Raw genomic sequence first — 23,693 nt, 5'->3', positions numbered from 1 at the left:
TCAGTCCTCATCATGGGAAACTTGTTCAGATTCTTTTCTTTCTAAGAATGCAACAGCCCTTCTTAAGCAACGCCTCAAGAAATTACGTTCATCAGAATCGCTTTTTGAAGTTCTTAGTGTAAAGGTTAAGGGCGATTTCTCTGAGTCATATGAGGAGATTTTAGTCTCATTGTTAGTAGAATTTGGAATTTTGGTAACATATCTGAGCTTTATTTTTCCATGAGTTTGTGCTGATGGCAAAATGTTTTTTATAAAATCGGGAAGGCTGCTCATATTGGCACCACCGCTGCTACCTTTTATAAGCAATCTTTGCATTTTGCTTGTGCGCATCTCATCTAAGATATCCTCAGCATCCTCACCATTCGGTGCTATGAGGTTAACTTCTACTGATTTGTAATAAATAGCGTTATCTAGAATCCTTTCTAATTCATTAGGGGAAGACATCAAATTCACGGTTAGGGTATACTCTGGAAAATGCTCATCACTAATATCTTTCAGGAAATACATTAATATTTCCTCTAATTTAATAAAGTCTTCAGCGGGAGCTGCATTTTTTTCAATGCCCAAAATATGCTTCTTAGCATCAAATATAAATGGAAATTTCTTTTTTCCAACGACAACTATATTTGGCTTGCTCTCGTGGTCGAAAATGGCTTTATCAGTTAAAAGCTCACTAACATTATCGGTATCAGAGTATCTAACGAAATTACCATTTATTGCGCCAGTTTCAGAAAAAAAATTATATGGGCCAATATAAGAGTTTTTATTTAAATTGAAATGGTAATCAAGATGTCTTTTTTCTCTAACTTTATTTTTATTTTTATCCCTTAGTAGCGTGAATAATTTTTTATAACCTTGAACACCAACCTCAGCGGAATCATCATTTGGTAGTAACTGAATATTGTAAAATATGAAAACAGCCATAAAAAATTCCTTCTTAAATTCTATTAAATATAATGTTTTTTTAGGTTGAGATTTTAACGATATTATTTTGTTGCAGCGAATAGTTTACAAGTGGTAGTTTTGTAAAATTCCATGCGATAACATCATCCTTAATCGATATGCGGTCTATCAGATGAATAAATAAAGCATATTAAATTCATCTAATCAAGTAGTTAAGTTGCTTCAATGCTTGCAAATAGTGATTGTGTGACTGATGTACTTATGCATGCGCTCAAAGCATCTGATTTTGAATGAAAAAGGATAACTCCGCTCGAGCCTTACTGCATTCATGCTGCATGCATTTGCACCTGATTAAATACATGTATTAATCCTATACTACACCTGCGTTGGTGTGGCTTTCATCATCTCAGGCAACTGCATTAAAAGCGACACATAAAGCGGACAGGCGTGGCGGGGATAGCATTGCGCGCAAACCCGCATTTTTCTATTTATTCTCGCGCGTGAGCTCGCCGTGGCGGTGTTCTATGGATTGGGTCAGGTCTTGGGGCGGTTCGGTGTGTTCGCTCCGTATCGCGGCGCTCATGGCCTTGAATCGGGCATAAAAAACCGCCATTGTCCCGGCGGTTATGTTCAGTTTATCAGTGGTTGGTTTTAAAGTTCATAATCAGTAAACCTGACCACCTCTTTTCCTACCCACTCGTTTAACTCCTTCATGCGCTCCTGCAAAGGAACCAACTCATTACGCACAAATACTTTTGCTGCTTTCTCAACGTCACCAAACCCGCCGGTGTTGTTCGGGATAATGCCCATCATCTGCGGAGGTACCCGGTGCGCGCTGAGCAGGTCATCACGCGTCGCGTTCTTGATGTTAAAGAAATCATCTTTGGTCGCCACTTCGCTGAGGGGAATGATTTTGATCGCATCCGATTTTCCGCCGGGTGCGTGGTAGAAAATATTTTTAAAATTACCCGAACCCTTCGATTTCGTCATCATGTCGCGCAGTGCGGTCACGTCCTGCGAGTTTTGCGCCGGGTCCGTCACATACATGACATAGCCCGCGTGCGCACCGTTGAGGAAATACTTTCGACGGTAAAGCGTTGCTGACTCATTCAGCCATGCGCTATTTAATGCGCTGAGGTATTCCGGCAGGCCGTACAGTTCCTGATTAATGTCCGGCTCTTGCAAATGAAATACGCCCCCCTGACCAAAGGCATGAGGGGTTATGTAATTCTCCACGAACCAGTAAACACCGTCCTCAACACCTCGGCGCGTGTACTTGGCCGGTGATGCCTCCAGTTTGAGAAGCTGGCCGGTCACGCTCAGGCGTTTTTCGATGAACGCGTTACCAAAAACAATGTAGTCCAGCGCGTAGCGGCTGAATTGCTGCTGAGAAAGCAGTGGATGAGGGATGAACGTACTCGCCAGAATATTACGCTTAACATACATCGGCGAGCTGTGGTGAACGGCGGCGCGGAAGCTTTTAGCCAGCCCCGAGAAAGTGACCGGCGGTTCGTACCATTTCCCGTTGCTGAGGCATTCCAGATAATTAAGAATATCGCGGCGATCCATCACCGTGGCCGGTTCGTCAAAGCGGAAAATCTCACTTTTCTGGGCGTCGGATTGCGGCGTCAGTTTTTTATTGATGCGGTTTTTTTTACGGGTCATATCAGAACATCACCAAGGTGGATTTTATTTGTTTGCCGGAGGCGGCGGTCAGCGGCTCGTTAATCAAAACGTGCATCGTTGCCCACGCGACGTCGGCGTGGCTGGCTTCTTCACTGCGGCTCGCGCGGTAGGTTGATTTCGCCCCGCTGGCCGTCATTGTTTTCTGAATGGCCATGAATGACGCCGTGATATCAGTGTGGCCAGCGTCGTATTGCAGACAGCCGCGATGGATGGTGTTTTTCGCTTTCAGCACCATTTCCGTCTTCACTTCCGGCGTGTATTTGATTTCACGCGCCGCCGGGTAAAACTGCCTGACGAGCTGATAAACGCCCTGACCGACGGTGGTGGCATCGATACCGATGTATTCAACGTTATATTTTTCTGTCAGTGCTTCGATGGCTTTGGCCTGCGCATCAAAATCCATACCCTGCCACTGGTGACGTTCCAGAATGCGGAAAATGCCGCCCGGCTGATCGGGTGGAGCAATGACCACACACCCGGCACTGTCGCCGCCGTTCGCTTCCGACGGGTCGTAACCAATCCACACCGGATTGTCATCGAACGGGTGAAATACGTAGGGATTAAAGTCTGGCCACTCTTCGAGACTGTCCACCATGCAGCCCTGCAACGATTCGAACGGAAATACCGACGCTTTATCATCGACAAATTCGCACATCAGCAGGTTCTGATATTCCGACGGGGCATATTCCAGACAAAGCTGGTCGAGGTCGAACAGATCGCAGCCACCGGCCAGCGCATCATCTATGGTGACAATCTGCCGCCACTGGCCGTCGTCACATTTAACCCCTGCGGCTAAATGACTGTGGCTGAGGTCAAGCTGAATACGCTTACTTTTATCGCGCTGACCTTTGTTAAAGAGCTCCCCCGACCAGAACGGATAGGCGCTGTGGGCTAGGCTCGACGGCGTGGAGAAATAGGTGGTACGCCATTTTTTATGCAGTGACATCCCGGAGGCCACTTTGCGCAGCTCCTGAAATTTGGGGATCCAGAAATATTCATCCAGATAGAGATTGCCGGTGTAGCTCTGAGCTGTACGGATATTTGTTCCGAGAAAGAACAGGCGCGCTCCGTTTGAAAGCTGCATCGGGTCGCCTTTGAGGTCTACGTCAACCTGACGGGCAAAGTCGATGATGTAATTTTTAAAGACGTGCGCCTGTGATTTACTGGCCGAGATAAATATCTGATTACGTCCGGTGGTCAGCGCATCAAGCAGCGCCTCGCGGGCAAAAAAGAAGGTCGCGCCAATCTGGCGAGATTTGAGAATATTGCGGATGCGGTGCTGTAAACCCGCCTGATGCCAGCCGCGCTGATACTCAAACGCCTCATCGAGAAAAATGTCACTGAGTTTGGCGATAGCGTCATCCGTGAAAACATTTTTCTCCGCCTTTTTTCGCTCCCCTTTGTTGCGGTTCGCCACGTTCGGATTTAAATCTGCTTCGCTGCCGGTGGTCATGTAGCGGTTAACCCTTGCGAGGCGCTCAATCTGTCGGCCTAGCAGGTCGATTTCTTTAAAATCCTGCCCCTCTTTTTTACTCTTCATCACCAGTTGAATGACCCGCGCCTCGATGCTGGTTTCAATGCGCGAAATCGGGGCGACGGCATCCCATTTTTCGCGCTGTTTCCAGCTCTGCACTGTGGGTTTTTTCAGACTGAGCATTTCCGCTATTTGCGTGACGGAAAAACCCTGCCAGTAAAGCAGTGCCGCCTGTCTGCGCGGGTCGCTGATTAATCCTGCGTTGTTCTCGGTCATTGTGTCGCTCCGCTGAATGGATATGCGTCACGCTACGCAACCGCTCACACCCTCGCATTAACCCCCTGTTGTGTAATGGATCGTCAGACGGCCACCGCTGGCCGTTCAGGCGTCAGGTCGGGAAACTAGCCCCGAACCTAACTCCCACTCAGGACATCTGAACAATGGCAAAGAAAGTATCGAAATGGTTTCGAATCGGCGTTGAGGGTGATACCTGCGACGGCCGCAATATTGAGGCAAGCGACATTCAGCAAATGGCCGCAGCGTTTGATCCGCGCGTCTACGGTTGCCGCATCAATCTGGAGCACATCAGAGGCTTATTACCCAGCGGTGACTTTAAGCGCCTCGGTGATGTCGTAGAACTGAAAGGCGAGAAAATTGATGATGATTCAGCTCTGAAAGGTAAGTGGGCGCTGTTTGCCAAAATCACCCCGACTGACGAGCTGGCCGCAATGGTCAAAGCGGGGCAGAAAATTTATACCTCCATGGAAATTCGCCCGAATTTCGCCAACACCGGTAAAGCCTATCTGGTCGGTCTGGCCGTGACTGATGACCCCGCCAGCCTTGGAACGGAGATGCTCGAATTCAGCGCCCGCGCTAAGGTCAACCCGTTCGCCGGTAAGAAAGACCAACCGGATGATTTGTTCTCCGTGGCCACCATTGCCGAGCTGGATTTCGAAGACCTGCCCGACAACCTGCTTACCAGCCTGACGGAAAAGATCAAAGGGATGTTCAGCACCAAACAGACCAGCGATGACGCACGTTTTTCTGACGTGCAGGGCGCGATCACTGTCGTGGCCGAGGAATTACAAACCGCCGGTGAAACCACCGCAAAACGCTTCTCTGAACTGGAGCAGGAAATTACCTCGCTGAAAGGGCAGGTAAAAACCAGCGATGCGGCGCTTACCTCATTAAAAACCTCCCTCGACAGCACCGAAAGTTTCAAACAACCGAAACGTCCGATCTCTCCGGGTGGCAACGGTGAAAGCACCTTTTTGACGAACTGCTAACCGGCGGCGTTCCCCTTTATTCCTGATAAACAGTGAGAGAAACATGCGTAAGAACACCCGTTTTAAATTTAATGCCTACCTGTCCCGTCTGGCCGAGCTGAACGGCGTCGATGTGGAGGATTTAAGTAAAAAATTCAGCGTTGAACCTTCAGTAACGCAGACCCTTATCACCACCGTGCAGGAGTCCTCAGAATTTCTGAGCCGCATCAACATGGTGCCGGTGGATGAACAAGAAGGTGAAAAAATCGGCCTTGGCGTGACCGGCTCTATTGCCAGTACCACGGATACCGACGGCGGCAGCGAGCGTAAAACCGCAGATTTTCAGGCGCTGGCTTCACGCAAATATAAGTGTGAGCAGGTCAATTTCGATTTCCATATCCGTTACAACACCCTCGATTTGTGGGCGCGTTATCAGGACTTCCAGACACGTCTGCGCGATGCAATCGCTAAACGTCAGGCGCTGGATTACATCATGGCCGGTTTCAACGGCGTAAGCCGCGCGGAAACGTCTGACCGCAGCAAGTTCCAGATGTTGCAGGACGTGGCTGTCGGCTGGCTGCAAAAGCTGCGTAACGATGCGGCCGAGCGAGTGATGGATAAAATCACTGACGACACCGGCGCGGTGGTTTCCGACACCGTGCGCATCGGTGTGAAGGGCGATTTCGAAAATATCGACGCTGCGGTCATGAACGCCACCGATTTTCTGCTGGACGCGTGGCATTCAGAAGACCCCGGACTGGTAGTGATTTGCGGCCGCAAAATGCTTTCCGATAAGTATTTCCCGCTGATTAACAAGTCGCAGGAAAACAGCGAAAAACTGGCCGGTGACATTATCGTCAGCCAGAAACGCATCGGTAATTTGCCTGCGGTGCGTGTGCCTTACTTCCCGGACAATGCTCTGCTGATCACCCGTCTGGATAACCTGTCTATCTACATCATGGACAGCTCACACCGTCGCCATATCGAAGAAGTAGCGCGCCGTGACCGCATCGAAAATTACGAGTCCCTGAAAATTGACTTTGTGGTCGAAGATTATGGCTGCGCGGCGATGATTGAAAACATTGAGCTCGGCGATTTTACCCCTGAAAAAACCGAACCGGCTTCATCACAGGCGACCGAAACCCAACCTGAAACCGAGGCATAACCCATGCTGAGTCCCGCACAGCGTCACATGATGCGGGTCTCTGCTGAAAAAGCCTCATCGCAGCGGGTCAGTGATCCGCTGCGTTCGGCACTGCCATACGGTCAGATGCTGATGAAGCTGCGCGGAGACCGCCAGATACTCAAATCCATTTATTCCGTTGAAGACAAAGCCCGACGCAAGCGCGACATGTTGCCAGCCTATGCGCCGTGGATTGCCGGTGTGCTGGCCAGCGATGCCGGAAATCAGGATGACGTCCTGATGACGATGTTGCAGTGGTCACTCGATGCCGGGGACATTCGCGGCACGTTCGATATGGCGCGCTATGCGCTAAAACATGGCCTCAATGTGCCGAATAACAAGCGCCCGACGCCGTATTTATTTGCCGAAGATGTTGCGCTGGCCGCGATGCGTGCCCGCAGTGCCGGGGAATCCGTCAGCGTTGATGACCTGCTGACCGTGATTGATATGACCCTCCCGCACGACATGCCGGATCCTGTACGTGCCAAACTGCACAAAATTACCGGTCTGGTACTGCGTGACAACGGACAGTCCGAACAGGCGCTTACTCAGCTAAAGCGCGCGATGCAGCTTGATAACGTCGCCGGTGTGAAAAAAGACATAGAGCAACTGGAGAGGGCGCTGCGGTCAGTGGCGGTGACTGCGAAGCCTGACACCGCCCAGCGCAAAACTAACCCTAAAGCCGCCCCTGCTAAGCGTGGTCGCCCGCGTAAGGCAAAGCCCGCCAGTTGTTAACAGAAAGCGCCCCGCGCCGGACGGCACGCAGGCCGATGCAGGTTTTACCTAGTCTGACGCCTGCGTCCACCGTCCACCTATTTGAGGTTTGAACATGGATATTGTCATGACCGCAGCAGCGGCGAGCTCCACCGTAGTGATCCCCCCTGAGCAGGTGGTCATTCCCGTTATCACCAATACGTTCTTTTTCCCGGACGTTGACCCAAAACTGGTGAGCGAACGTATCCGCCTTGGTCACGTCGTGACGGATGAAAGACTGCGCGCCGCGATTAAGTCCGCAATGGCTGAGGTCAACGCCGAGCTTTATCTTTTCCGGGAGGCGCAGATCGAGGCGGGATTTAAAACGCTGGCGGATGTGCCTGCTGAAGCGCTCGACGGGGAAAGCGTGAAGTGTTTCCACTACCTAAGCGCGGTCTGTGCGATGACCACCGCCGTGATTTATGAGCGTTACCGCAGCTATGACGCCAGCGCGAAGGGTGACAAAAAGGCCGATGCGCTGGAGGTGTCGGTGGATGACCAGTGGCGTGACATGCGCTGGCATTTATCCCGGTTACAGGGGCAGGCGCGCGGCATGGTGAGCCAGCTCTGATGAAAGTTATCGCACAGCAGGGCGACACGCTCGACGCTCTGTGTTTTCGCTACTACGGGCGAACTGCGGGCGTCGTTGAGACGGTACTTACCGCGAATCCCGGTCTGGCTGAATTAGGCGAAGTCCTGCCGCACGGCACCACTGTGATTTTGCCAGACGTTGACACCGCCCCCACTTCTGAAACCGTCCAGCTATGGGACTGACGATGGAAAAAATTTCTTCAATGTTTGCCTATGGGCTCGCGGCATTGCTGGCTTTTATCGGCGCGCTGACGCCGCAGGATTTTGCCTTTCTGGTGGGGGCTGCGGTGGCCGTGGGTACGTTTTTCGTTAACTGGTACTACCGGCGCAAAAGCTACAAATTGCTGGAGCGTAACGGCCTGAGTCAGAGGGTTTTCGATGAGCTCAATCGTTAAACGTTGCAGTGTGGCCATCGTGCTGGCACTGGCCGCGCTGATGCCTGATTACCGGCTTGTCAAAACCTCCGCTGAGGGTCTGGCCATTATTGCCAACCTCGAAGGATGTCGCCTGAATCCGTACCAGTGCAGCGCCGGAGTCTGGACATCTGGCATTGGCCACACTGCGGGGGTGAAGCCCGCGCAGAACATTACGGAGCAGGACGCCGCCCGTAATCTGATTGCTGACATCATCATGACGGAGCGCGCCGTGGATAAATGTATGCCGGTGACCATGCCGCAGCCGGTGTATGACGCCGTGATCAGTCTGGCGTTTAACATCGGCACGGGGGCAGCGTGTAATTCCAGGCTGGCCAATTTCATCAGGCACGGTGAATGGTCACAAGCCTGCCAGCAGCTTCCCCGCTGGGTGTACGTCAATGGCGTGTGGAATAAGGGACTCAACAACCGCCGGGCGGTTGAGCTGAAACACTGCATGAAGGGGGTGCCATGAAATACATCATCACGGTGTTAGTGCTGACCCTCGCGGGTGCGCTCTTAGCGTGGCGGGGAGCAAATCAGAAAGTGGCAGCGGCCAATCAGCACGTTCAGCAATTAAAAACGACATTGGAAGCCAACGCGCTGGTTATCAGTGAACTGAAAGCCAGCGGTCAGCGTAATGAGCGCGCGCTGCTTGTGCTCCGTCAGCAGGTTAATGCGGCGGGTTCGCTGGCCGCGCGTCGGAATCAGACGATCACGAGGTTACTCAATGAAAATGAAGCACTGCGCGGCTGGTTTCAGTCTCCTTTGCCTGATGACATTATCCGGCTGCACACCCGCCCCGCGTTCGACAAACCCGGCGATTATTTACGTTGGCTGTCCGAAAGTCAGCAGTTGTCCGATACCGGAAAGCAACCCGAAAACCAACGGTGATTTAAGCGAAGACAATCGCCAACTGGAAAGCGCGCTGGTGAACTGTGCGCTGCAAGTCGAGACCGTTAAACAGTGTCAGGAGTCCCACGATGTTGAAGCCCGCCAGTCTGAAAAACGCGATCTTTAAGTCTGTTCCGTTGCTGCGCCATAACCCGGACATGCTGCACATGTTTGTTGATGGCGGCACGATTAATGCCACGCTGGCCACGTCGTTATCTTTTGAGAATCGCTACACGCTGGATATTGTCGTCACGGATTACACCGGGGATTTAAACCTGCTGATTGTGCCGGTTAACGTTTGGCTGCGTGAGCATCAGCCGGACATCATGACCACAGATGAAGGGAAAAAACGCGGCTTCACTTACGTAGCGGATATTAATAACGACGACAGCAAAGACGTGCGTATGAGTCTGCAACTGACCGAGCGCACCATCGTCAAAGAAGCTGACCGCAGGCTCACTGTTACGCCACTGGATGAGCCGCCATTGCCGGTGCCGGTACACCGACCAATCGAGCTGTATGTGCATGGAGAGCTTGTGAGTAAATGGGATGAATGAGCTCAAGCCCTTTGACGATAAGCTCGCCGGATTGCTGGCCAGTCTGTCCCCCGCTGGCCGTCGCAAGATGGCCGCTGAAATAGCTAAAAAGCTGCGAGCCAGCCAGCAGCAGCGCATCAAGCAACAAAAGGCACCGGACGGTACGCCGTATGCAGCCCGTAAGCGTCAGCCTGTCAGGGGCAAAAAGGGCAGGGTAAAGCGTGAGATGTTTGCCAAGTTGCGCACGGCGCGATACCTAAAAGCGAATGGCTCACCCGATGCGGCAGTGGTTGAGTTTGTTGGGAGGGTGCAGCGGATTGCGCGAGTTCATCAGGAGGGGCTAAAAGACAAACCCAACCGCTACAGCCAGCCGGTGCAGTATGACATCCGTCCTCTACTGGGATTTAATGCTGCTGACCGACAGATTTTTGAAGATGTGCTCCTTCGACATTACGTTGATGAGATGAAGTAAATGCTAACTTTTAACATTGTTACTTTTTAATCACGCTCTGTAGCGATATATTAAGGTAAAATAATATTGCGGATTTAAGAGGGAGTTATGGAGTTATTCAAGTATTTGGTAGATCATGTAGAATCATTGACAAAGATCACATCGTTTATTGCTGTTGTGTCTATGACTTTTGCCGCGGCAATGAAAAAGTTTTATTTCAGCTACAAGTTTAGAGAGCCTAAGAAAGTCGTAAAGCAAATAATGTATCTAAATAAATATAGTGAGTACATGAGTGAGAGTGATAAAGCCTACACTCGATATCGTATTAATGATGAGATAATGAGAGATATAACTAAAATCCCATCAATTAATAACAGGAAGGAGCTTGTTTATATTTTTAATAATCTTGAAAAGAAGCAGTATATAAAAGATATTTGCAATCTACAAAATGATATGGAAAGGGTTGATGGTCGATTTTTTATTAAAGCAAGTCGTTTTGGTTTTTTATTTATGTTTAACAGATTTATGTCTATTATCTTAGGTGCTGTTTTTTTTATGTGCATTGCTTTGGGTCTCATTTCTGTCTATGAAGGGAAGAGTGTTATAGTAATGCTCGCGTTTCTTATGATTTCTGTGGTCTACGAGTTCCTTGGGTTATATTTTTTAAGCCTTTCTCCAACCAAAAATACCATCGATAAAATTAATTTAGAATTGGCAAAAATTAAAGTTCCAGAATAAATATCTTTGCAGCATCCATGAGTAGCTAAGATTTAATTGATAATGTGTTAAATGCCAGTATGCAATAGACGACCCCCGTTGTTGTATCACCGATAGTCCTACGCCCGCATGTTGTCGCCGGATCTCTCCGGCGGCATCCTTTCCATTATGAATACACACGAAACGCTTTCCGAACTTGCCCGCGCGATGCGCGACATTATCCGTATTGGCGTGGTTGCAGAAGTTGATACCGAGCTGGCTCTTTGCCGCGTCCAGACGGGCGGAATCCTGACTGATTGGCTGCACTGGCTGACGCCCCGCGCCGGTAGTTCGCGCACGTGGTGGGCTCCTTCCGTCGGTGAGCAGGTTCTGCTTTTATCACTGGGTGGTGAGCTCGATACCGGGTTTGTTTTGCCGGGGGTTTACAGCGATGACTTTCCCGCACCGTCCGTCTCCGCAGAGGCGTATCACGTCAGCTTTTCTGACGGCGCTCAATTTCAATATGAACCGGCCAGCGGTGCGCTGACTGTGAAGGGTATTCAGACCGCAGAAATCACCGCCTCAAAATCTATTCAAGCTACCGCCCCTAATGTGACGGTAACGGCCAGCGGAAAAATTACGCTCGATACGCCCGAGGTGGTGTGTACCAACAAACTAACTACCGGCTCATTAGAGGTGAAACAAGGCGGTGCGATGAAAGGCAATATTGCACACAGCGGCGGCGCGTTTACCTCCAACGGTGTGCAGGTAGATACCCATACACACGGCGGCGTTCAGACCGGTGGCGGAAATACCGGTAAACCGAATTGATAGGTGAGGTTTTGATAATGAGTAATGCGAGGTATATCGGCATGTCCCGCAATACCGGGCGCGCTGTTGAAGACATAGCGCATATCAACCAGTCGGTCAGCGACATCTTGCGAACACCTGTAGGTTCTCGGGTCATGCGCCGAAATTATGGCTCGTTGCTTTCCGAACTGACTGACCAGCCACAGAACACGGCGTTACGTCTGCAAATCATGGCCGCGTGTTATTCGGCGATCCTCAAATGGGAGCCGCGCGTCAGCCTGACTGGCATCACTTTTGAAACCACTTACACCGGGGAAATGGTGGTCAACATTACCGGCAACCGTAATGATTCCCCCGGCGGTTTTTCTTCTTCCATCTCACTGAGTTAACGCTATGGCCACGATTGATTTAAGCCTGCTCCCCGCGCCGGACGTTGTCGAAGAGCTGGACTATGAAACCCTGTTTGAAGAACGTAAAGCCACGTTGCTGTCACTTTATGACGAGAGCGAGCGGGAGGCCGTTGCCCGCACCTTAGCGCTGGAATCTGAGCCTATCGTCAAGCTCTTGCAGGAGAACGCTTACCGTGAAGTAATTTTGCGTCAGCGTGTAAACGAAGCGGCGCGCGCCAATATGCTGGCCTACGCCACCGGCGCTGACCTCGACCAGCTCGGCGCAAACTATAACGTTGCGCGGCTGGTTATCACGGAGGCTGATGATACGGTGCTACCTCCGGTTGCCGAGGTGCTGGAAAGTGACAGTGATTTCCGCGTGCGTATCCAGCAGGCTTTTGAGGGGCTGAGCGTGGCCGGTTCAACGGGTGCTTATCAGTTTCATGGCCGCAGTGCTGATGGCCGGGTGGCGGATGTGTCGGTGATTAGCCCGGAACCGGCCAGTGTGACTATCTCAGTACTCTCACGAGAGGGTGACGGTACGGCCAGCGCCGAACTTATCGGGATTGTAAATACGGCGCTGAATGCGGAAGACGTGCGCCCGGTAGCTGACCGCGTGACGGTACAGTCTGCGCAGATTGTCGCTTATCAGATTACCGCCAAGCTCTATGTTTATCCGGGGCCGGAATTAGAGCCCGTCAGGCTGGCCGCAGTGGATAAGCTCAATGCTTACACGCTGGCACAGCACCGGCTGGGGCGTGATATTCGTCTCTCGGCCATCTATGCCGCGCTGCATGTTGAAGGCGTTCAGCGGGTTGAACTCACGCAGCCGCTGGCCGATATCGTACTGGATGACACGCAAGCATCATATTGCACTGAGTCCTCAATCACTATTGGGGGCACCGATGAGTAATGTGCGCCTTTTACCTGTGGGTTCTTCTCCGTTGGAGGTTGCCGCAGCAGCGGCCTGCGCCGAGCTGACCGCTGTTCCTGTGCCGCTGCGTGACTTATGGAACCCACAGACCTGCCCGGCGAAGTTTTTACCTTATCTGGCATGGGCGTTTTCGGTAGACCGCTGGGACGAAAGCTGGCCGGAGGTAACAAAACGCGGCGTGATCCAGTCGGCTTATTTCATCCATACCCATAAAGGCACCATCAGCGCAATCCGCCGGGTGGTTGAGCCGCTGGGGTACGTCATCAATATTTCTGAATGGTGGGAAACCAACAGCCCGCCCGGCACGTTTCGCCTCGATATCGGTGTACTGGAAAGCGGCATCACCGAAGAAATGTATCAGGAGATGGAGCGGCTCATTGCAGATGCGAAACCCGCCAGTCGCCACCTTGAGACTCTAACCATCATTCAGGATATCCCCGGACATATTTTTGTCGGCGCGCTTTCTTACGACGGCGACGTCATCACCGTTTATCCGGCCTAAGCAGAGGAAAACTCATGGCGACTTATAAAGCATTACTTACTACCGCCGGAGCAGCCAAAATCGCGGCCGCCACGGCTGGTGGAACGCAGGTCAACATCACACGTATGGCTGTTGGTGATGGGGGCGGAAAACTCCCGACGCCTGACCCAAAGCAAATCAAGCTGGTTAATGAGGTTTATCGCGCCAACCTCAACAGGCTGAGTATTGACGCTAAAAACAGTAATTATCTGGTGGCCGAATTGGTGATCCAACCTGACATTGGCGGCTTCTGGATGCGTGAAATGGGTTTGTATGACGCCAATGGGACGCTGATTGCCGTCAGTAATATGGCTGAAAGCTATAAGCCGAAACTGGATGAAGGGTCAGGCCGGTTACAGACGCTGCGGATGGTACTCATCGTCAGTGAAATTGACTCCGTCGCACTGAGCATTGACGGCTCCACGGTGATGGCCACTCAAGATTATGTGGACGAAAAGCTATCGGCACATGAAAAATCACGTCACCACCCGGACGGCACCCTGACAGATAAAGGATTTGTACAGCTTAGCAACTCTGTTACCAGTGATAGCGAGTCATTGGCCGCAACACCAAAAGCGGTAAAGGCAGCCAATGACAATGCAAACGGGCGTTTACCATCTGATGGAACGGCGCAAGCGGCCAGTAAGCTGGCCACTGCTCGCAAAGTGGCAGGTGTTGATTTCGATGGTACGAAAGACATCAGCATTACCGCTGCCGATGTCGGGGCTTTACCTGCCGCCGGAACTGCTGCCGCAGCGACCAAGCTGGCGACGGCGCGAAAAATTGCCGGTGTTGATTTTGATGGTACGAAAGACATCAGCATTACCGCAGCCGGTGTTGGGGCTTTACCTGCCGCCGGAACTGCTGCCGCAGCGACCAAGCTGGCGACGGTGCGAAAAATTGCCGGTGTTGATTTTGATGGTACGAAAGACATCAGTATTACCGCCGCCGGTGTCGGGGCTTTGCCTGCCGCCGGAACGGCTGCCGCAGCAACCAAGCTGGCGACGGCGCGGAAAATTGCGGGTATTGATTTTGACGGCACGAAAGACATCAGTATTACCGCCGCCGGTGTGGGCGCTTTTCCTGCGCAGGGTGGCACGGTTGGCGGTGACGGGGTGAGCACCCCCTATCTGGCGGTGACTGGCTCTGACTGGATGACCAAAAACGGTAACTATGCATCCGGCAATGACTACCAGACTAACTGGACGCGTATTAATGGCCGGTCAAGCTCTGACGCTAAAGTTGATGTGTACCATTATGAAAGCACGGGGAATTACCACTCCCTAGATTTTCATGTGTTTGGTGGCGGAAATGAAGGTTATTTTAATCATCGAAATGATGGGACTTTCTTCTGTAGCGGTCCATTGATTGGCGCTGCCGCTACGGCTAACGGGCATGCCGTCAATCTCGCGCAGCTTAATGCCGCAGCGGCGAAAAGGGCATTGCTTGCAGGCTCTACGGTGCAGACATTTGATGTCGCGCAGGCCACGTCATGGGGGCACGCGGTGCGTCTTGACCAATTCCAGTCTGGCAGCAATGGGAATGGGGCATGGGTTAAACTGCCCAATGGTCCGCAATGGTGTAGACAAAACTTATCTTTACCGGCCAATACGACAACAACGTGGACATTCCCCGCCGGTTTTTCCGGTACTCCGGCTTTATTTATTTCGACGTTCAACGGGGAGCTGAAGGCGTGGTTCAACGGTGCCTCTGGCAGCGGTGCGAATATTTATAACGCCAGCAATTCCGCTTTGAACGTCAATTTATTAGCAATTTGGTGAGTAAATTATGAATACAAATATTGAGCCGGACAGTGATATTGAGCAACCTGTTTACGAAACACGATATTTCATTGGTGTGGATAATAACAATTACGTCAATAGCATGATGATTGCATTTACCGCAGAGGAGGCGGAAACCTATACACAGCAGGGGCTTCTGATGTTATCTGCTGATGTATTTGAGTCTATCGGGCAGGATTCCCAATATATTGATGGTGAAGTTATTCAGGGAGCGCCAAGGGTCGTCGAACTTACGGCAGAAGCAGCGAAAACTATCGCCGCGTCCAAGATTTCTGAAGCGACCATCCGCATCAATATATTGCAGGATGAAATAGATTTGGATCTGAGTACAGAGGCTGGTATAGCGGAGTTGAAAGTCTGGAAGGCATACCGCATAGCTCTTAACCGTCTGGATTTATCCGCTGCACCTGATATCGAATGGCCACAATACCCGGGCTAATTTATGCTTGGTCTCATTGCCCCGAAAGGGGCTTTTTTTCGCATGTTGTACTGACTCCCTCCCAACGCTAATCCCTCGCCCTGACTCCCGTTAAACAACAAAATTACCTTGCCTATTTTAACGGAGTTAAGCCGATGAGTGATTTTCACCACGGCGTGCAGGTCGTCGAAATCAACGACGGAACGCGCGTCATTACCACCGTATCCACGGCCATTATTGGCATGGTCTGCACGGCCAACGATGCTGACGAAAAAGTTTTTCCTCTTAACACACCGGTGTTAATCACCGATGTGATCGCCGCGCAGGGCAAGGCGGGAAAAACCGGCACGCTGTTACCGGCGCTGACGGCCATTGGCGACCAGTGCAAGCCGGTCACCGTTGTGGTGCGCGTGGCGGAATCAGAAAACGAAGACGAGGAAGCCGCCGCCGCCGAAACCCTTTCTAACATCATCGGCGGGGCTGATGAAAATGGTCAGTATACGGGCATGAAAGCATTGCTCACCGCCGAAGCGGCCACCGGTGTTAAACCGCGCATTCTCGGCGTGCCGGGGCTGGATCCGCAGGCAGTTGCTACGGCGCTGGCCACGGTTTGTCAGTCGCTGCGCGCTTTCGGCTATATCAGCGCGTGGGAATGCAAAACGATCTCTGATGCGATTAAGTACCGGGACAATTTCAGCCAGCGTGAACTGATGCTTATCTGGCCTGATTTTATTTCATGGGACACTAAACTAAACGCCAGCTCTACCGCGTACGCCACGGCGCGCGCGTTAGGTCTGCGCGCCAAAATTGACCAAGACACCGGCTGGCATAAAACCCTGTCTAACGTTGGCGTTAACGGCGTGACCGGTATCAGCGCCTCGGTGTTTTGGGATTTGCAGGCATCCGGCACCGATGCTGACCTGCTCAATGAGGCCGGTGTCACGACGCTGGTGCGTAAAGACGGCTTCCGTTTTTGGGGTAACCGCACCTGTTCTGATGACCCGCTTTTCCTGTTTGAGAACTACACCCGCACCGCGCAGGTGCTGGCTGATACGATGGCCGAAGCGCATATGTGGGCGGTGGATAAACCGATGACCGCCTCGCTTATCCGCGACATCATCGACGGCATCAACGCCAAATTCCGTGAGCTCAAATCGAATGGCTACATTATTGACGGCACCTGCTGGTTTGATGAATCGGCCAACGATAAAGACACCCTGAAAGCCGGGAAACTTTATATAGATTATGACTACACGCCGGTGCCGCCACTGGAGAGCCTGACCCTGCGTCAGCGTATCACGGACACCTACCTTGTTAATCTGGCCGCATCCGTCAACAGCTAAGGGAAATCACAATGGCACTTCCTCGCAAACTGAAATACCTCAACCTGTTTAACGACGGTCTGAGCTACATGGGCGTGGTGCAGTCTGTCACGCTGCCCAAGCTGACCCGCAAGCTTGAGAACTATCGCGGCGGTGGTATGAACGGCTCCGCGCCGGTGGATTTTGGGCTGGACGACGACGCGCTGACCGTTGAGTGGTCAATGGGCGGGCTCCCGGACGAAACCCTGTGGGCACAGTATGCCGCCGCCGGTGCGGCGGATGTGCCGCTGCGTTTTGCCGGATCATTCCAGCGCGACGACACCGGCGATACCTCCGCCGTGGAAATCGTCATGCGGGGGCGTCACAAAGAAATCGACACCGGCGACATGAAGCAGGGCGAAGACACCGAAAGCAAAATCACCACGCAGTGTACGTATTACAAGCTGGTGATCGACGGTAATACGCTGATTGAAATCGATACCGTGAACATGGTCGAAATCGTCAACGGCACCGACATGCTGGAAAAACACCGCCGCAATATCGGCCTGTAATTACCGCGTGGCCAGTGAGTGCTGGCCGCGTCCATAAACTGACGTGGAGATAATCTGATGAGCAATAAAAACCTGACTACCGCCGACGAAAACACCAACGTCGTGACGCTGGATAATCCCCTCAAGCGCGGCGAAACCCTGATTGATTCGGTGACGGTTATCCGTCCCACTGCCGGAGCATTGCGCGGCGTCGGTCTGGCTGACGTGGCAAATGCGCAGGTTGATGCGCTGCTGGTGGTACTGCCGCGCATCACTTACCCGAGCCTGACAAAAGAAGAGTGCAACGCGCTGGAACTGCCAGACCTTGTGGCGCTGGCGGGCAAGGTGATTGGTTTTTTATCGCCGAATTCGGAACACTGACGTTCCCGCCCCGCTTTGGGGTAGATGACCTGATGGCTGACGTGGCGGTGGTCTTTCACTGGCCACCGTCAGAGCTCTATCCGATGAGCCCCGCCGAGCTCGCACAATGGCGCGCAAAGGCAATCGAACGAAGTGGACACGCCAATGAGTAACGTTAAGTTGCAGGTTCTGCTCAAGGCCGTTGACCAAGCAAGTCGCCCGTTTAAATCCATTCAGACAGCGAGTAAGTCGCTGTCCGGGGATATCCGAAATACTCAAAACTCCCTCAAATCCCTGAACGCCCAAGCCGGGCGTATTGAGGGATTTCGTAAAACGAGCGGTCAGCTTGCCGTTACCGGCCAGTCTCTCAAAAATGCAAAACAGGAAGCCGCCGCGCTGGCTGTCCAGTTTAAAAACACCACCAATCCAACGCGGGCGCAGGCCAAGGCGCTGGAAGATGCCAAGCGTGCCGCGTCTGACCTGCAAATTAAATACAACGGACTGCGGCAATCGGTGCAGCGTCAGCGTCAGGAACTGGCGCAGGCCGGTATCAATACGCGCACGCTGTCAGCCGATGAGCGCCGCCTGAAAACCTCAGTCAGTGAGGCCACGGCACAGCTCAACCGTCAGCGTGATGCGCTCGCCCGCGTCAGTGCGCAGCAGGCCAGACTCGGCACGGTAAAAAAGCGCTATGAATCCGGCAAGCAGTTAGCCGCCGGTGCGCGCGGGGCGGGCATGGCTGGCGTCGGTGTGGCTGCCGCCGGGCTGTATGGGGAAGCCCGGTTTATCGCGCCGGGCATTGGTTTTGATAAACAGATGTCAGGCACGCAGGCCATTCTGGGTCTTGATAAAGGCGATGAGAAACTCGGCCAAATTCGTAAACAGGCGCGTGATATCGGCGCGACAACGGCGTTTTCTCCGGGCGACGTTGCCCGCACGCAGACCACGCTTGCCCGCTCGGGCTATGACGCCGATTCAGTGCTGGCCGCAACGGGATCCACGGTTAACCTGAGCCTTGCGGCGGATGTGGATATCGCCGAAGCCGCCGACATCATCACCAATATGCAATCGGCGTTTAACCTGCCGACCACGGAAATTCAGCGCGTAGCAGACGTAATGACCAAGGGGTTTACCTCGTCAAATACCGGGCTGATTGAGCTTGGCGAAGCGATGAAATATGTGGCACCCATTGCAGAGGCGGCGGGTGCCAGCATCGAAGATACGACGGCCATGCTCGGCGTGATGGCAGATAACGGCATTAAGGGGTCGATGGCCGGAACAGGAGCAAGTGCTATTTTCAGCCGTCTGCAAGCTCCCGTTGGTCAGGCTCCTGCGGCGCTTAATGAGCTGGGTATTAAAACCCGAGACGCAAAAGGCAACATGCTGCCGGTGGTGGGGATCCTCCAGTCGATTGACCGGTCTTTTAAAAAGAACAAACTCGGCACCGCGCAGCAGGCTGAATACCTGAAAGTTATTTTTGGTGAAGAGGCCATGAAGGGCGCGGTTAAGCTGGTGGCCGCTGCGGGCAACGGCAACCTTGCTGAGAAGCAAGGGGCGATTAAAAACTCTGCCGGTACCACGGAACGTATCGCCAAAGTCCAGACCGACAATCTCGACGGGGATTTAAAAAACCTCGCCTCGGCATGGGAAGATTTACAGATTGAGGTGTTCGAGAAACAGGATAAGACCCTACGCCGCCTGACCACCTCGGCTACCGACTGGTTAGGGAAAATCGGGGCATGGACAAAAGCCAATCCAGAGCTGACGAAAACACTTTTTGCTGTGGCCTCCGGTGCGCTGGCCATCATCGGCGTACTGGGCGGAATTGGTCTTATCGCGTGGCCGGTGATAGCGGGCATTAATGCGATTATCGCCGTCGCCGGTACGCTCGGGGTGATATTCAGCACGGCGGGAACGGCCATTGTCACTGCGCTGGGTGCAATCACTTGGCCTGTGCTGGCCGTCGGCGCGCTGTTCGTCGCTGCGGCTCTGCTTATCCGTAAATACTGGGAACCTATCAGCGCCTTTTTCTCCGGTGTAGTTGAGGGTTTGGGCGTTGCCTTTGAGCCTATCAAAGAGCTTTTTGCGCCGCTTAAGCCGGTATTTGACGGCTTGGGGCAGATGCTTAAAAAAACATGGCAGTGGTTCAAGGAGTTAATTGCGCCGGTGAAATCCACGCAGGAAACGCTGGAGAGTTGCAAAAATGCCGGGGTGCTTTTTGGTCAGGCCGTGGCTAATGCGCTCACAGCACCTTTGCAGGTATTCAACAAACTGCGTCGCGGAGTTGACTGGTTGCTGGAAAAGCTCGGGCTTATCAAAGGTGAGTCTGAGGATATCAACAAAACCGCAGACAAGGCGGAGCAGCGTGCTAAATCAGAGAGCGGTAATTCAGAGGCCGCAAGTTCAGAACCGTACCAGCCGCCGGGCGGTAATTTTGGATTCAGTTACGGCTACGTGCCTGTGTCGGCGGGTGGCGGGCGTTCTTACACCGATAACAGCAAAAACAATTATCAGATTTCCGTCGGTGCCGGTATGGGCGCACAGGATACCAGCCGTCAGGTGATGGATGCGCTGGAAGCCCGTGAACGCCAGCGGCGTGCAGATTTACGCTCACGGCTAGGTTATGACTAAGGAGATATTCGTATGATGTTAACGCTCGGATTATTTGTGTTTCAGCTTCAGACCGTCCCTTATCAGAGCCTGCAACGCAATGTTGATTACCGCTGGCCGTCAAACAGCCGAGTTGGCCAGCGTCCCGCACTGCAATTTCTCGGTGTGAATGAGGAAAAAATTACCCTGTCAGGGGTGCTAATGCCGGAAATCACCGGCGGACGCATGTCACTGCTGGTACTTAACCAGATGGCGGATGAGGGCAAGGCGTGGCCGCTGCTGGAGGGCTCCGGCACTATTTATGGCATGTTTGTTGTGGAAAGCCTCAGTGAAACCCGGAGTGAATTCTTTGCCGATGGCAGCGCGCGAAGCATTGAATTTACGCTAACGCTCACCCGCGTGGATGAGACCCTGACTTCCATGTTTGGTGACTTGCAGGCGCAGGCTGACGGATTGCTGAATAAAGCCAGCTCGGCGGGGCAGGGGGTATAGTCATGATCACGGGTATGACACTCGATGCCGGGGCGAAACTGGCTCCGGCGTTTATGCTGACGCAGGCGGGGAATGACATCACGAAAGATATCAGCGCCCGGCTGTTATCTCTGACGCTCACGGATAACAGGGGGTTTGACGCTGACCAGCTCGACATTGAGCTCGATGACAGCGACGGTCAGGTGGAGATGCCTGCGCGCGGTGCAGTTCTCACCCTGTTCTTAGGCTGGCAGGGTGCGGCGCTGCTGGGTAAGGGGCAATTTACGGTTGATGAAGTTGAACACCGTGGCGCGCCGGATACGCTGACCATCCGGGCGCGCAGTGCTGATTTTCGCGGCACCCTGAACTCACGGCGTGAAATGTCTTACCACGACACCACGCTCGGTCAGGTGGTGGAGCAAATCGCCGCGCGTAATAAGCTTACGGCCAGCATAGCCACGCAGCTGAACGCCATTACTATTCCGCACATCGATCAGTCTCAGGAATCTGACGCCAAGTTTTTAACCCGTCTGGCCACGCGCAACGGGGCTGATGTCTCAGTGAAAGCCGGTAAGTTACTTTTTCTGAAAGCTGGGAGCGGCACCACCGCCAGCGGTAAACCTATACCGGCCATGACGATTGAACGCGCCGACGGTGACCGGCATCAGTTCGCCATTGCTGACCGGGGCGCTTACACCGGCGTAACGGCCAAGTGGTTACATACCAAAGACCCTGAGCCGAAAAAGCAAAAGATCAAAATCCAGCGAAAGCCCAAGTTTAAACAGCTGCGCGCACTGCAACACCCCAAAGCGAAACCGGTTAAAGCCAAGGTGGCGGCAGTCAAAACCCCCGAAGCCAAAGAAGGTGAATACATGGCCGGTGAAGCGGATAACGTGTTTGCACTGACTACCATCTACGCAAGCAAAGCGCAGGCCATGCGCGCAGCGGCGGCGAAGTGGGATAAGTTGCAACGTGGGGTGGCCGAATTCTCCATTAATCTGGCTATGGGGCGCGCGGATTTATATCCTGAAACGCCGGTGCAGGTTAAAGGGTTTAAGCGTGTCATAGATGACCAGTTATGGATTATCACTAAGGTGGTTCACTCACTCAGCAATGGTGGCTACACGACGTCCCTAGACCTTGAGGTAAGGCTTTCAGATGTAGAGTTTGATACGCAGGGAGAATGATGAGTTTATTGCTTAAATATTTGTTTTAATTGGTTTTATTGATTAAAATAAACTCATCTTAAAGTGATTCATTGAGGTGGTGATCATGTTCCATTGTCCAATCTGCAAATACGCTGCACATACCCGTTCCAGCCGTTACCTGAGTGAGAACACCAAAGAACGTTATAACCAGTGCCAGAACATAAATTGTGGCCATACCTTCAAGACAATGGAGTCATTCGACGGTTCAATTATGAAGCCGGGTCATATCAACGCAGTGATGCCTCACCCAACCTCACACGGTCAGCAAACCTTCCTGATGTAACAATAGTTCCGGGTCACCCAAATTTGGCTCGGGACTATTTTATTTCTTTGTCAATATCAATTGATAATTTTTTAATATGCGCCCTGACCATGTGGTAATTTTTGACTATTGTCTCAACCTTATATTCTAAATTGTCTTTGGTATGATTATTAATAATATTTTCAGCGGCACTTACGATACTCATTTTATCAAAAACATGGAGGTCATAGCAGTATAATCCCGTTAAGAATTTTGTTATGCTATTTTTATTTGTAATGTAGGTATTTTCATTATTTTTTTTAATATTTTTCTGCCCGTAAGATAAAGTTGGCAGCCTAATTTCATTATCATCAACAAACCCGGCGTTCATTTTGGTGATGTTATTTTCTGAAGAGTATAAGTTGATTTTTTCTTTAAACTCATTAATTAAATCATCAAAATCATTGAGGCCATTATTAATGTCTATAATTAATGCTACCTTCGTTACAATGTTGATCTCCCCTCCAATAGATGCAATGTTTTCATATTTTGGTTTTATAACATAACTACTAGTTTTTTCTTTAGTGAAAGTTATTTCCCTCGGTGCATTAAATGGCTGATTGAAATTAGTGATGGTATTACCTTGAACGCCTACATTCCCATAACTCCCTCGCAAGTTATTTTTCATACGATTATCATTGTCTAAAATGTACAACCAATACTCTAGTGCGGTAGGTATATCGTTTTCTTGGAGAAGTGTGTTCCAAAAATAACGATTGGGTAATTTTATTTTTGCGTTTTGAAAGTATTTATTGAAAATACTCACCGCTTTACTGGAGATTATGTCATCAAGGTAAAATGGATGATTGATATTTAGAGATAGCTCGCCAAAGCTACGTGCTGCTAAATACTCATGGTTATCCCCAGTCTGCAAACATTGCATAACAAAAAATGCTACTGCATTACACTTACTCTCGTCTTCAAAGAGCGCATTAAATCCCTCTCTTACAAAAGTAGCTTCGATTTCAGCTATCAATTCTGAAACTTGTTGAAGTTCTTTCTCATGATTTATTTTCAGAGCTCTTTTATAGAGTTCAAATTTTGTCAGGATTTCGAAATCTTGAAGGATATTTGCATCACACTCATCATTTTTTATGAAGTCCATTCTTGATTTTCCAGCTTTGTCAATGCATGAGGTTAATATTATGAACATTCATTTTCAAAAAAACAACT

General features: G+C 51.5%; 30 protein-coding genes. 26 read left to right on the top strand and 4 right to left on the bottom strand.

The genetic code is table 11. The annotated features are described in order from the left end of the window. The 3 genes from EC840_RS11315 to EC840_RS11300 all read right to left on the bottom strand — a co-directional run bounded on the left by EC840_RS11315 (position 1) and on the right by EC840_RS11300 (position 4,339). Positions 1-924, bottom strand: coding sequence for a DUF4747 family protein (locus EC840_RS11315; RefSeq protein WP_132965358.1), 924 nt, complete (start codon positions 922-924; stop codon positions 1-3). Positions 925-1,554: 630 nt separating this feature from the next. Next, positions 1,555-2,568 carry a phage portal protein gene (locus EC840_RS11305; protein ID WP_132965354.1) on the bottom strand — a complete coding sequence of 338 codons (1,014 nt, stop codon included), beginning with the start codon at positions 2,566-2,568 and terminating at the stop codon, positions 1,555-1,557. Position 2,569: 1 nt separating this feature from the next. After that, positions 2,570-4,339, bottom strand: coding sequence for a terminase ATPase subunit family protein (locus EC840_RS11300; protein ID WP_132965352.1), 1,770 nt, complete (start codon positions 4,337-4,339; stop codon positions 2,570-2,572). 164 nt (positions 4,340-4,503) lie between these two features. Between EC840_RS11300 and EC840_RS11295 the strand changes: the two genes are divergently transcribed. The 26 genes from EC840_RS11295 to EC840_RS11175 all read left to right on the top strand — a co-directional run bounded on the left by EC840_RS11295 (position 4,504) and on the right by EC840_RS11175 (position 22,502). Further along, complete coding sequence (locus EC840_RS11295) at positions 4,504-5,349, top strand: GPO family capsid scaffolding protein (protein ID WP_132965350.1); 846 nt, start codon at positions 4,504-4,506, stop codon at positions 5,347-5,349. Between the two features lie 43 nt (positions 5,350-5,392). Then, a complete protein-coding gene (locus tag EC840_RS11290; RefSeq protein WP_132965348.1) occupies positions 5,393-6,493 on the top strand; it encodes a phage major capsid protein, P2 family in 1,101 nt (366 codons plus the stop codon). Positions 6,494-6,496: 3 nt separating this feature from the next. After that, positions 6,497-7,246 carry a phage terminase small subunit gene (gpM, locus tag EC840_RS11285; protein ID WP_132965346.1) on the top strand — a complete coding sequence of 250 codons (750 nt, stop codon included), beginning with the start codon at positions 6,497-6,499 and terminating at the stop codon, positions 7,244-7,246. A 106-nt stretch (positions 7,247-7,352) separates the two neighbouring features. After that, positions 7,353-7,835, top strand: a complete 483-nt coding sequence (locus EC840_RS11280; protein ID WP_165929031.1) for a head completion/stabilization protein — start codon at positions 7,353-7,355, stop codon at positions 7,833-7,835. After that, positions 7,835-8,038 carry a tail protein X gene (locus tag EC840_RS11275; RefSeq protein WP_132965342.1) on the top strand — a complete coding sequence of 68 codons (204 nt, stop codon included), beginning with the start codon at positions 7,835-7,837 and terminating at the stop codon, positions 8,036-8,038. Before EC840_RS11280 ends, EC840_RS11275 begins: the two co-directional genes overlap by 1 nt. A gap of 2 nt (positions 8,039-8,040) precedes the next feature. Continuing rightward, positions 8,041-8,250, top strand: coding sequence for a holin (locus tag EC840_RS11270; protein WP_015696635.1), 210 nt, complete (start codon positions 8,041-8,043; stop codon positions 8,248-8,250). Continuing rightward, the gene (locus EC840_RS11265; RefSeq protein ID WP_132965340.1) at positions 8,234-8,743 is read left to right on the top strand and encodes a lysozyme; all 510 of its coding nucleotides are present in this window, start codon (positions 8,234-8,236) and stop codon (positions 8,741-8,743) included. Before EC840_RS11270 ends, EC840_RS11265 begins: the two co-directional genes overlap by 17 nt. Then, on the top strand, positions 8,740-9,162 hold the full coding sequence (gene lysB, locus EC840_RS11260) for an Rz-like lysis system protein LysB (RefSeq protein ID WP_132965337.1): 423 nt from the start codon (positions 8,740-8,742) through the stop codon (positions 9,160-9,162). The genes EC840_RS11265 and lysB overlap by 4 nt, the downstream gene beginning before the upstream one ends. After that, the gene (gene lysC / locus EC840_RS25510; protein ID WP_243701054.1) at positions 9,044-9,289 is read left to right on the top strand and encodes an Rz1-like lysis system protein LysC; all 246 of its coding nucleotides are present in this window, start codon (positions 9,044-9,046) and stop codon (positions 9,287-9,289) included. Before lysB ends, lysC begins: the two co-directional genes overlap by 119 nt. Then, on the top strand, positions 9,252-9,719 hold the full coding sequence (locus tag EC840_RS11255) for a phage tail protein (RefSeq protein ID WP_132965335.1): 468 nt from the start codon (positions 9,252-9,254) through the stop codon (positions 9,717-9,719). Before lysC ends, EC840_RS11255 begins: the two co-directional genes overlap by 38 nt. Continuing rightward, entirely contained in the window at positions 9,712-10,170 is a 459-nt protein-coding gene (locus EC840_RS11250) for a phage virion morphogenesis protein (RefSeq protein ID WP_132965333.1), read from the top strand. The genes EC840_RS11255 and EC840_RS11250 overlap by 8 nt, the downstream gene beginning before the upstream one ends. 87 nt (positions 10,171-10,257) lie before the next feature. Next, on the top strand, positions 10,258-10,887 hold the full coding sequence (locus EC840_RS11245) for a hypothetical protein (protein ID WP_129637974.1): 630 nt from the start codon (positions 10,258-10,260) through the stop codon (positions 10,885-10,887). Positions 10,888-11,034: 147 nt separating this feature from the next. Further along, positions 11,035-11,676: a phage baseplate assembly protein V gene (locus tag EC840_RS11240; RefSeq protein ID WP_129637975.1), complete on the top strand. Its 642-nt coding sequence runs from the start codon at positions 11,035-11,037 to the stop codon at positions 11,674-11,676. A 17-nt stretch (positions 11,677-11,693) separates the two neighbouring features. Continuing rightward, positions 11,694-12,044 (top strand): GPW/gp25 family protein, encoded by a 351-nt coding sequence (locus tag EC840_RS11235; protein ID WP_129637976.1) that lies wholly within the window; start codon positions 11,694-11,696, stop codon positions 12,042-12,044. A 4-nt stretch (positions 12,045-12,048) separates the two neighbouring features. Next, the gene (locus tag EC840_RS11230) at positions 12,049-12,957 is read left to right on the top strand and encodes a baseplate assembly protein (protein WP_129637977.1); all 909 of its coding nucleotides are present in this window, start codon (positions 12,049-12,051) and stop codon (positions 12,955-12,957) included. Further along, complete coding sequence (locus EC840_RS11225; protein WP_129637978.1) at positions 12,950-13,480, top strand: phage tail protein I; 531 nt, start codon at positions 12,950-12,952, stop codon at positions 13,478-13,480. The genes EC840_RS11230 and EC840_RS11225 overlap by 8 nt, the downstream gene beginning before the upstream one ends. A gap of 14 nt (positions 13,481-13,494) precedes the next feature. Continuing rightward, on the top strand, positions 13,495-15,279 hold the full coding sequence (locus EC840_RS25505) for a phage tail protein (protein WP_240783281.1): 1,785 nt from the start codon (positions 13,495-13,497) through the stop codon (positions 15,277-15,279). 7 nt (positions 15,280-15,286) lie between these two features. Continuing rightward, complete coding sequence (locus EC840_RS11215; protein ID WP_129637979.1) at positions 15,287-15,739, top strand: tail fiber assembly protein; 453 nt, start codon at positions 15,287-15,289, stop codon at positions 15,737-15,739. A gap of 134 nt (positions 15,740-15,873) precedes the next feature. Next, positions 15,874-17,061 carry a phage tail sheath protein gene (locus tag EC840_RS11210; protein ID WP_112287335.1) on the top strand — a complete coding sequence of 396 codons (1,188 nt, stop codon included), beginning with the start codon at positions 15,874-15,876 and terminating at the stop codon, positions 17,059-17,061. 11 nt (positions 17,062-17,072) lie between these two features. After that, the gene (locus EC840_RS11205; protein WP_112287336.1) at positions 17,073-17,591 is read left to right on the top strand and encodes a phage major tail tube protein; all 519 of its coding nucleotides are present in this window, start codon (positions 17,073-17,075) and stop codon (positions 17,589-17,591) included. A 57-nt stretch (positions 17,592-17,648) separates the two neighbouring features. Further along, the gene (locus EC840_RS11200; RefSeq protein ID WP_129637980.1) at positions 17,649-17,951 is read left to right on the top strand and encodes a phage tail assembly protein; all 303 of its coding nucleotides are present in this window, start codon (positions 17,649-17,651) and stop codon (positions 17,949-17,951) included. A gap of 32 nt (positions 17,952-17,983) precedes the next feature. Further along, positions 17,984-18,103, top strand: a complete 120-nt coding sequence (locus EC840_RS11195; protein ID WP_198659659.1) for a GpE family phage tail protein — start codon at positions 17,984-17,986, stop codon at positions 18,101-18,103. Then, complete coding sequence (locus EC840_RS11190) at positions 18,096-20,561, top strand: phage tail tape measure protein (RefSeq protein ID WP_132965331.1); 2,466 nt, start codon at positions 18,096-18,098, stop codon at positions 20,559-20,561. The genes EC840_RS11195 and EC840_RS11190 overlap by 8 nt, the downstream gene beginning before the upstream one ends. A gap of 12 nt (positions 20,562-20,573) precedes the next feature. Beyond that, positions 20,574-21,032, top strand: coding sequence for a phage tail protein (locus EC840_RS11185; RefSeq protein WP_129637982.1), 459 nt, complete (start codon positions 20,574-20,576; stop codon positions 21,030-21,032). Between the two features lie 2 nt (positions 21,033-21,034). Beyond that, positions 21,035-22,198 (top strand): phage late control D family protein, encoded by a 1,164-nt coding sequence (locus EC840_RS11180; RefSeq protein ID WP_129637983.1) that lies wholly within the window; start codon positions 21,035-21,037, stop codon positions 22,196-22,198. An 85-nt stretch (positions 22,199-22,283) separates the two neighbouring features. Continuing rightward, positions 22,284-22,502, top strand: coding sequence for a DNA-binding transcriptional regulator (locus tag EC840_RS11175; RefSeq protein ID WP_129637984.1), 219 nt, complete (start codon positions 22,284-22,286; stop codon positions 22,500-22,502). 34 nt (positions 22,503-22,536) lie between these two features. Here EC840_RS11175 and EC840_RS11170 read toward each other — a convergent pair whose 3' ends face one another. Continuing rightward, positions 22,537-23,625, bottom strand: a complete 1,089-nt coding sequence (locus EC840_RS11170; RefSeq protein WP_129637985.1) for a hypothetical protein — start codon at positions 23,623-23,625, stop codon at positions 22,537-22,539. Positions 23,626-23,693: the final 68 nt, after the last annotated feature.

The organism is Rahnella sp. JUb53, from assembly GCF_004346065.1.
GTDB lineage: Bacteria > Pseudomonadota > Gammaproteobacteria > Enterobacterales > Enterobacteriaceae > Rahnella > Rahnella variigena.
This window is presented reverse-complemented; position numbering and strand designations above follow the sequence as displayed.

Coding starts and splice junctions, on each gene's coding strand:
- EC840_RS11315 (WP_132965358.1), bottom strand. CDS start 924: ATGGCTGTTTTCATATTTTACAATATTCAGTTACTACCAAATGATGAT.
- EC840_RS11305 (WP_132965354.1), bottom strand. CDS start 2,568: ATGACCCGTAAAAAAAACCGCATCAATAAAAAACTGACGCCGCAATCC.
- EC840_RS11300 (WP_132965352.1), bottom strand. CDS start 4,339: ATGACCGAGAACAACGCAGGATTAATCAGCGACCCGCGCAGACAGGCG.
- EC840_RS11295 (WP_132965350.1), top strand. CDS start 4,504: ATGGCAAAGAAAGTATCGAAATGGTTTCGAATCGGCGTTGAGGGTGAT.
- EC840_RS11290 (WP_132965348.1), top strand. CDS start 5,393: ATGCGTAAGAACACCCGTTTTAAATTTAATGCCTACCTGTCCCGTCTG.
- gpM (WP_132965346.1), top strand. CDS start 6,497: ATGCTGAGTCCCGCACAGCGTCACATGATGCGGGTCTCTGCTGAAAAA.
- EC840_RS11280 (WP_165929031.1), top strand. CDS start 7,353: ATGACCGCAGCAGCGGCGAGCTCCACCGTAGTGATCCCCCCTGAGCAG.
- EC840_RS11275 (WP_132965342.1), top strand. CDS start 7,835: ATGAAAGTTATCGCACAGCAGGGCGACACGCTCGACGCTCTGTGTTTT.
- EC840_RS11270 (WP_015696635.1), top strand. CDS start 8,041: ATGGAAAAAATTTCTTCAATGTTTGCCTATGGGCTCGCGGCATTGCTG.
- EC840_RS11265 (WP_132965340.1), top strand. CDS start 8,234: ATGAGCTCAATCGTTAAACGTTGCAGTGTGGCCATCGTGCTGGCACTG.
- lysB (WP_132965337.1), top strand. CDS start 8,740: ATGAAATACATCATCACGGTGTTAGTGCTGACCCTCGCGGGTGCGCTC.
- lysC (WP_243701054.1), top strand. CDS start 9,044: ATGACATTATCCGGCTGCACACCCGCCCCGCGTTCGACAAACCCGGCG.
- EC840_RS11255 (WP_132965335.1), top strand. CDS start 9,252: ATGTTGAAGCCCGCCAGTCTGAAAAACGCGATCTTTAAGTCTGTTCCG.
- EC840_RS11250 (WP_132965333.1), top strand. CDS start 9,712: ATGAATGAGCTCAAGCCCTTTGACGATAAGCTCGCCGGATTGCTGGCC.
- EC840_RS11245 (WP_129637974.1), top strand. CDS start 10,258: ATGGAGTTATTCAAGTATTTGGTAGATCATGTAGAATCATTGACAAAG.
- EC840_RS11240 (WP_129637975.1), top strand. CDS start 11,035: ATGAATACACACGAAACGCTTTCCGAACTTGCCCGCGCGATGCGCGAC.
- EC840_RS11235 (WP_129637976.1), top strand. CDS start 11,694: ATGAGTAATGCGAGGTATATCGGCATGTCCCGCAATACCGGGCGCGCT.
- EC840_RS11230 (WP_129637977.1), top strand. CDS start 12,049: ATGGCCACGATTGATTTAAGCCTGCTCCCCGCGCCGGACGTTGTCGAA.
- EC840_RS11225 (WP_129637978.1), top strand. CDS start 12,950: ATGAGTAATGTGCGCCTTTTACCTGTGGGTTCTTCTCCGTTGGAGGTT.
- EC840_RS25505 (WP_240783281.1), top strand. CDS start 13,495: ATGGCGACTTATAAAGCATTACTTACTACCGCCGGAGCAGCCAAAATC.
- EC840_RS11215 (WP_129637979.1), top strand. CDS start 15,287: ATGAATACAAATATTGAGCCGGACAGTGATATTGAGCAACCTGTTTAC.
- EC840_RS11210 (WP_112287335.1), top strand. CDS start 15,874: ATGAGTGATTTTCACCACGGCGTGCAGGTCGTCGAAATCAACGACGGA.
- EC840_RS11205 (WP_112287336.1), top strand. CDS start 17,073: ATGGCACTTCCTCGCAAACTGAAATACCTCAACCTGTTTAACGACGGT.
- EC840_RS11200 (WP_129637980.1), top strand. CDS start 17,649: ATGAGCAATAAAAACCTGACTACCGCCGACGAAAACACCAACGTCGTG.
- EC840_RS11195 (WP_198659659.1), top strand. CDS start 17,984: ATGGCTGACGTGGCGGTGGTCTTTCACTGGCCACCGTCAGAGCTCTAT.
- EC840_RS11190 (WP_132965331.1), top strand. CDS start 18,096: ATGAGTAACGTTAAGTTGCAGGTTCTGCTCAAGGCCGTTGACCAAGCA.
- EC840_RS11185 (WP_129637982.1), top strand. CDS start 20,574: ATGATGTTAACGCTCGGATTATTTGTGTTTCAGCTTCAGACCGTCCCT.
- EC840_RS11180 (WP_129637983.1), top strand. CDS start 21,035: ATGATCACGGGTATGACACTCGATGCCGGGGCGAAACTGGCTCCGGCG.
- EC840_RS11175 (WP_129637984.1), top strand. CDS start 22,284: ATGTTCCATTGTCCAATCTGCAAATACGCTGCACATACCCGTTCCAGC.
- EC840_RS11170 (WP_129637985.1), bottom strand. CDS start 23,625: ATGGACTTCATAAAAAATGATGAGTGTGATGCAAATATCCTTCAAGAT.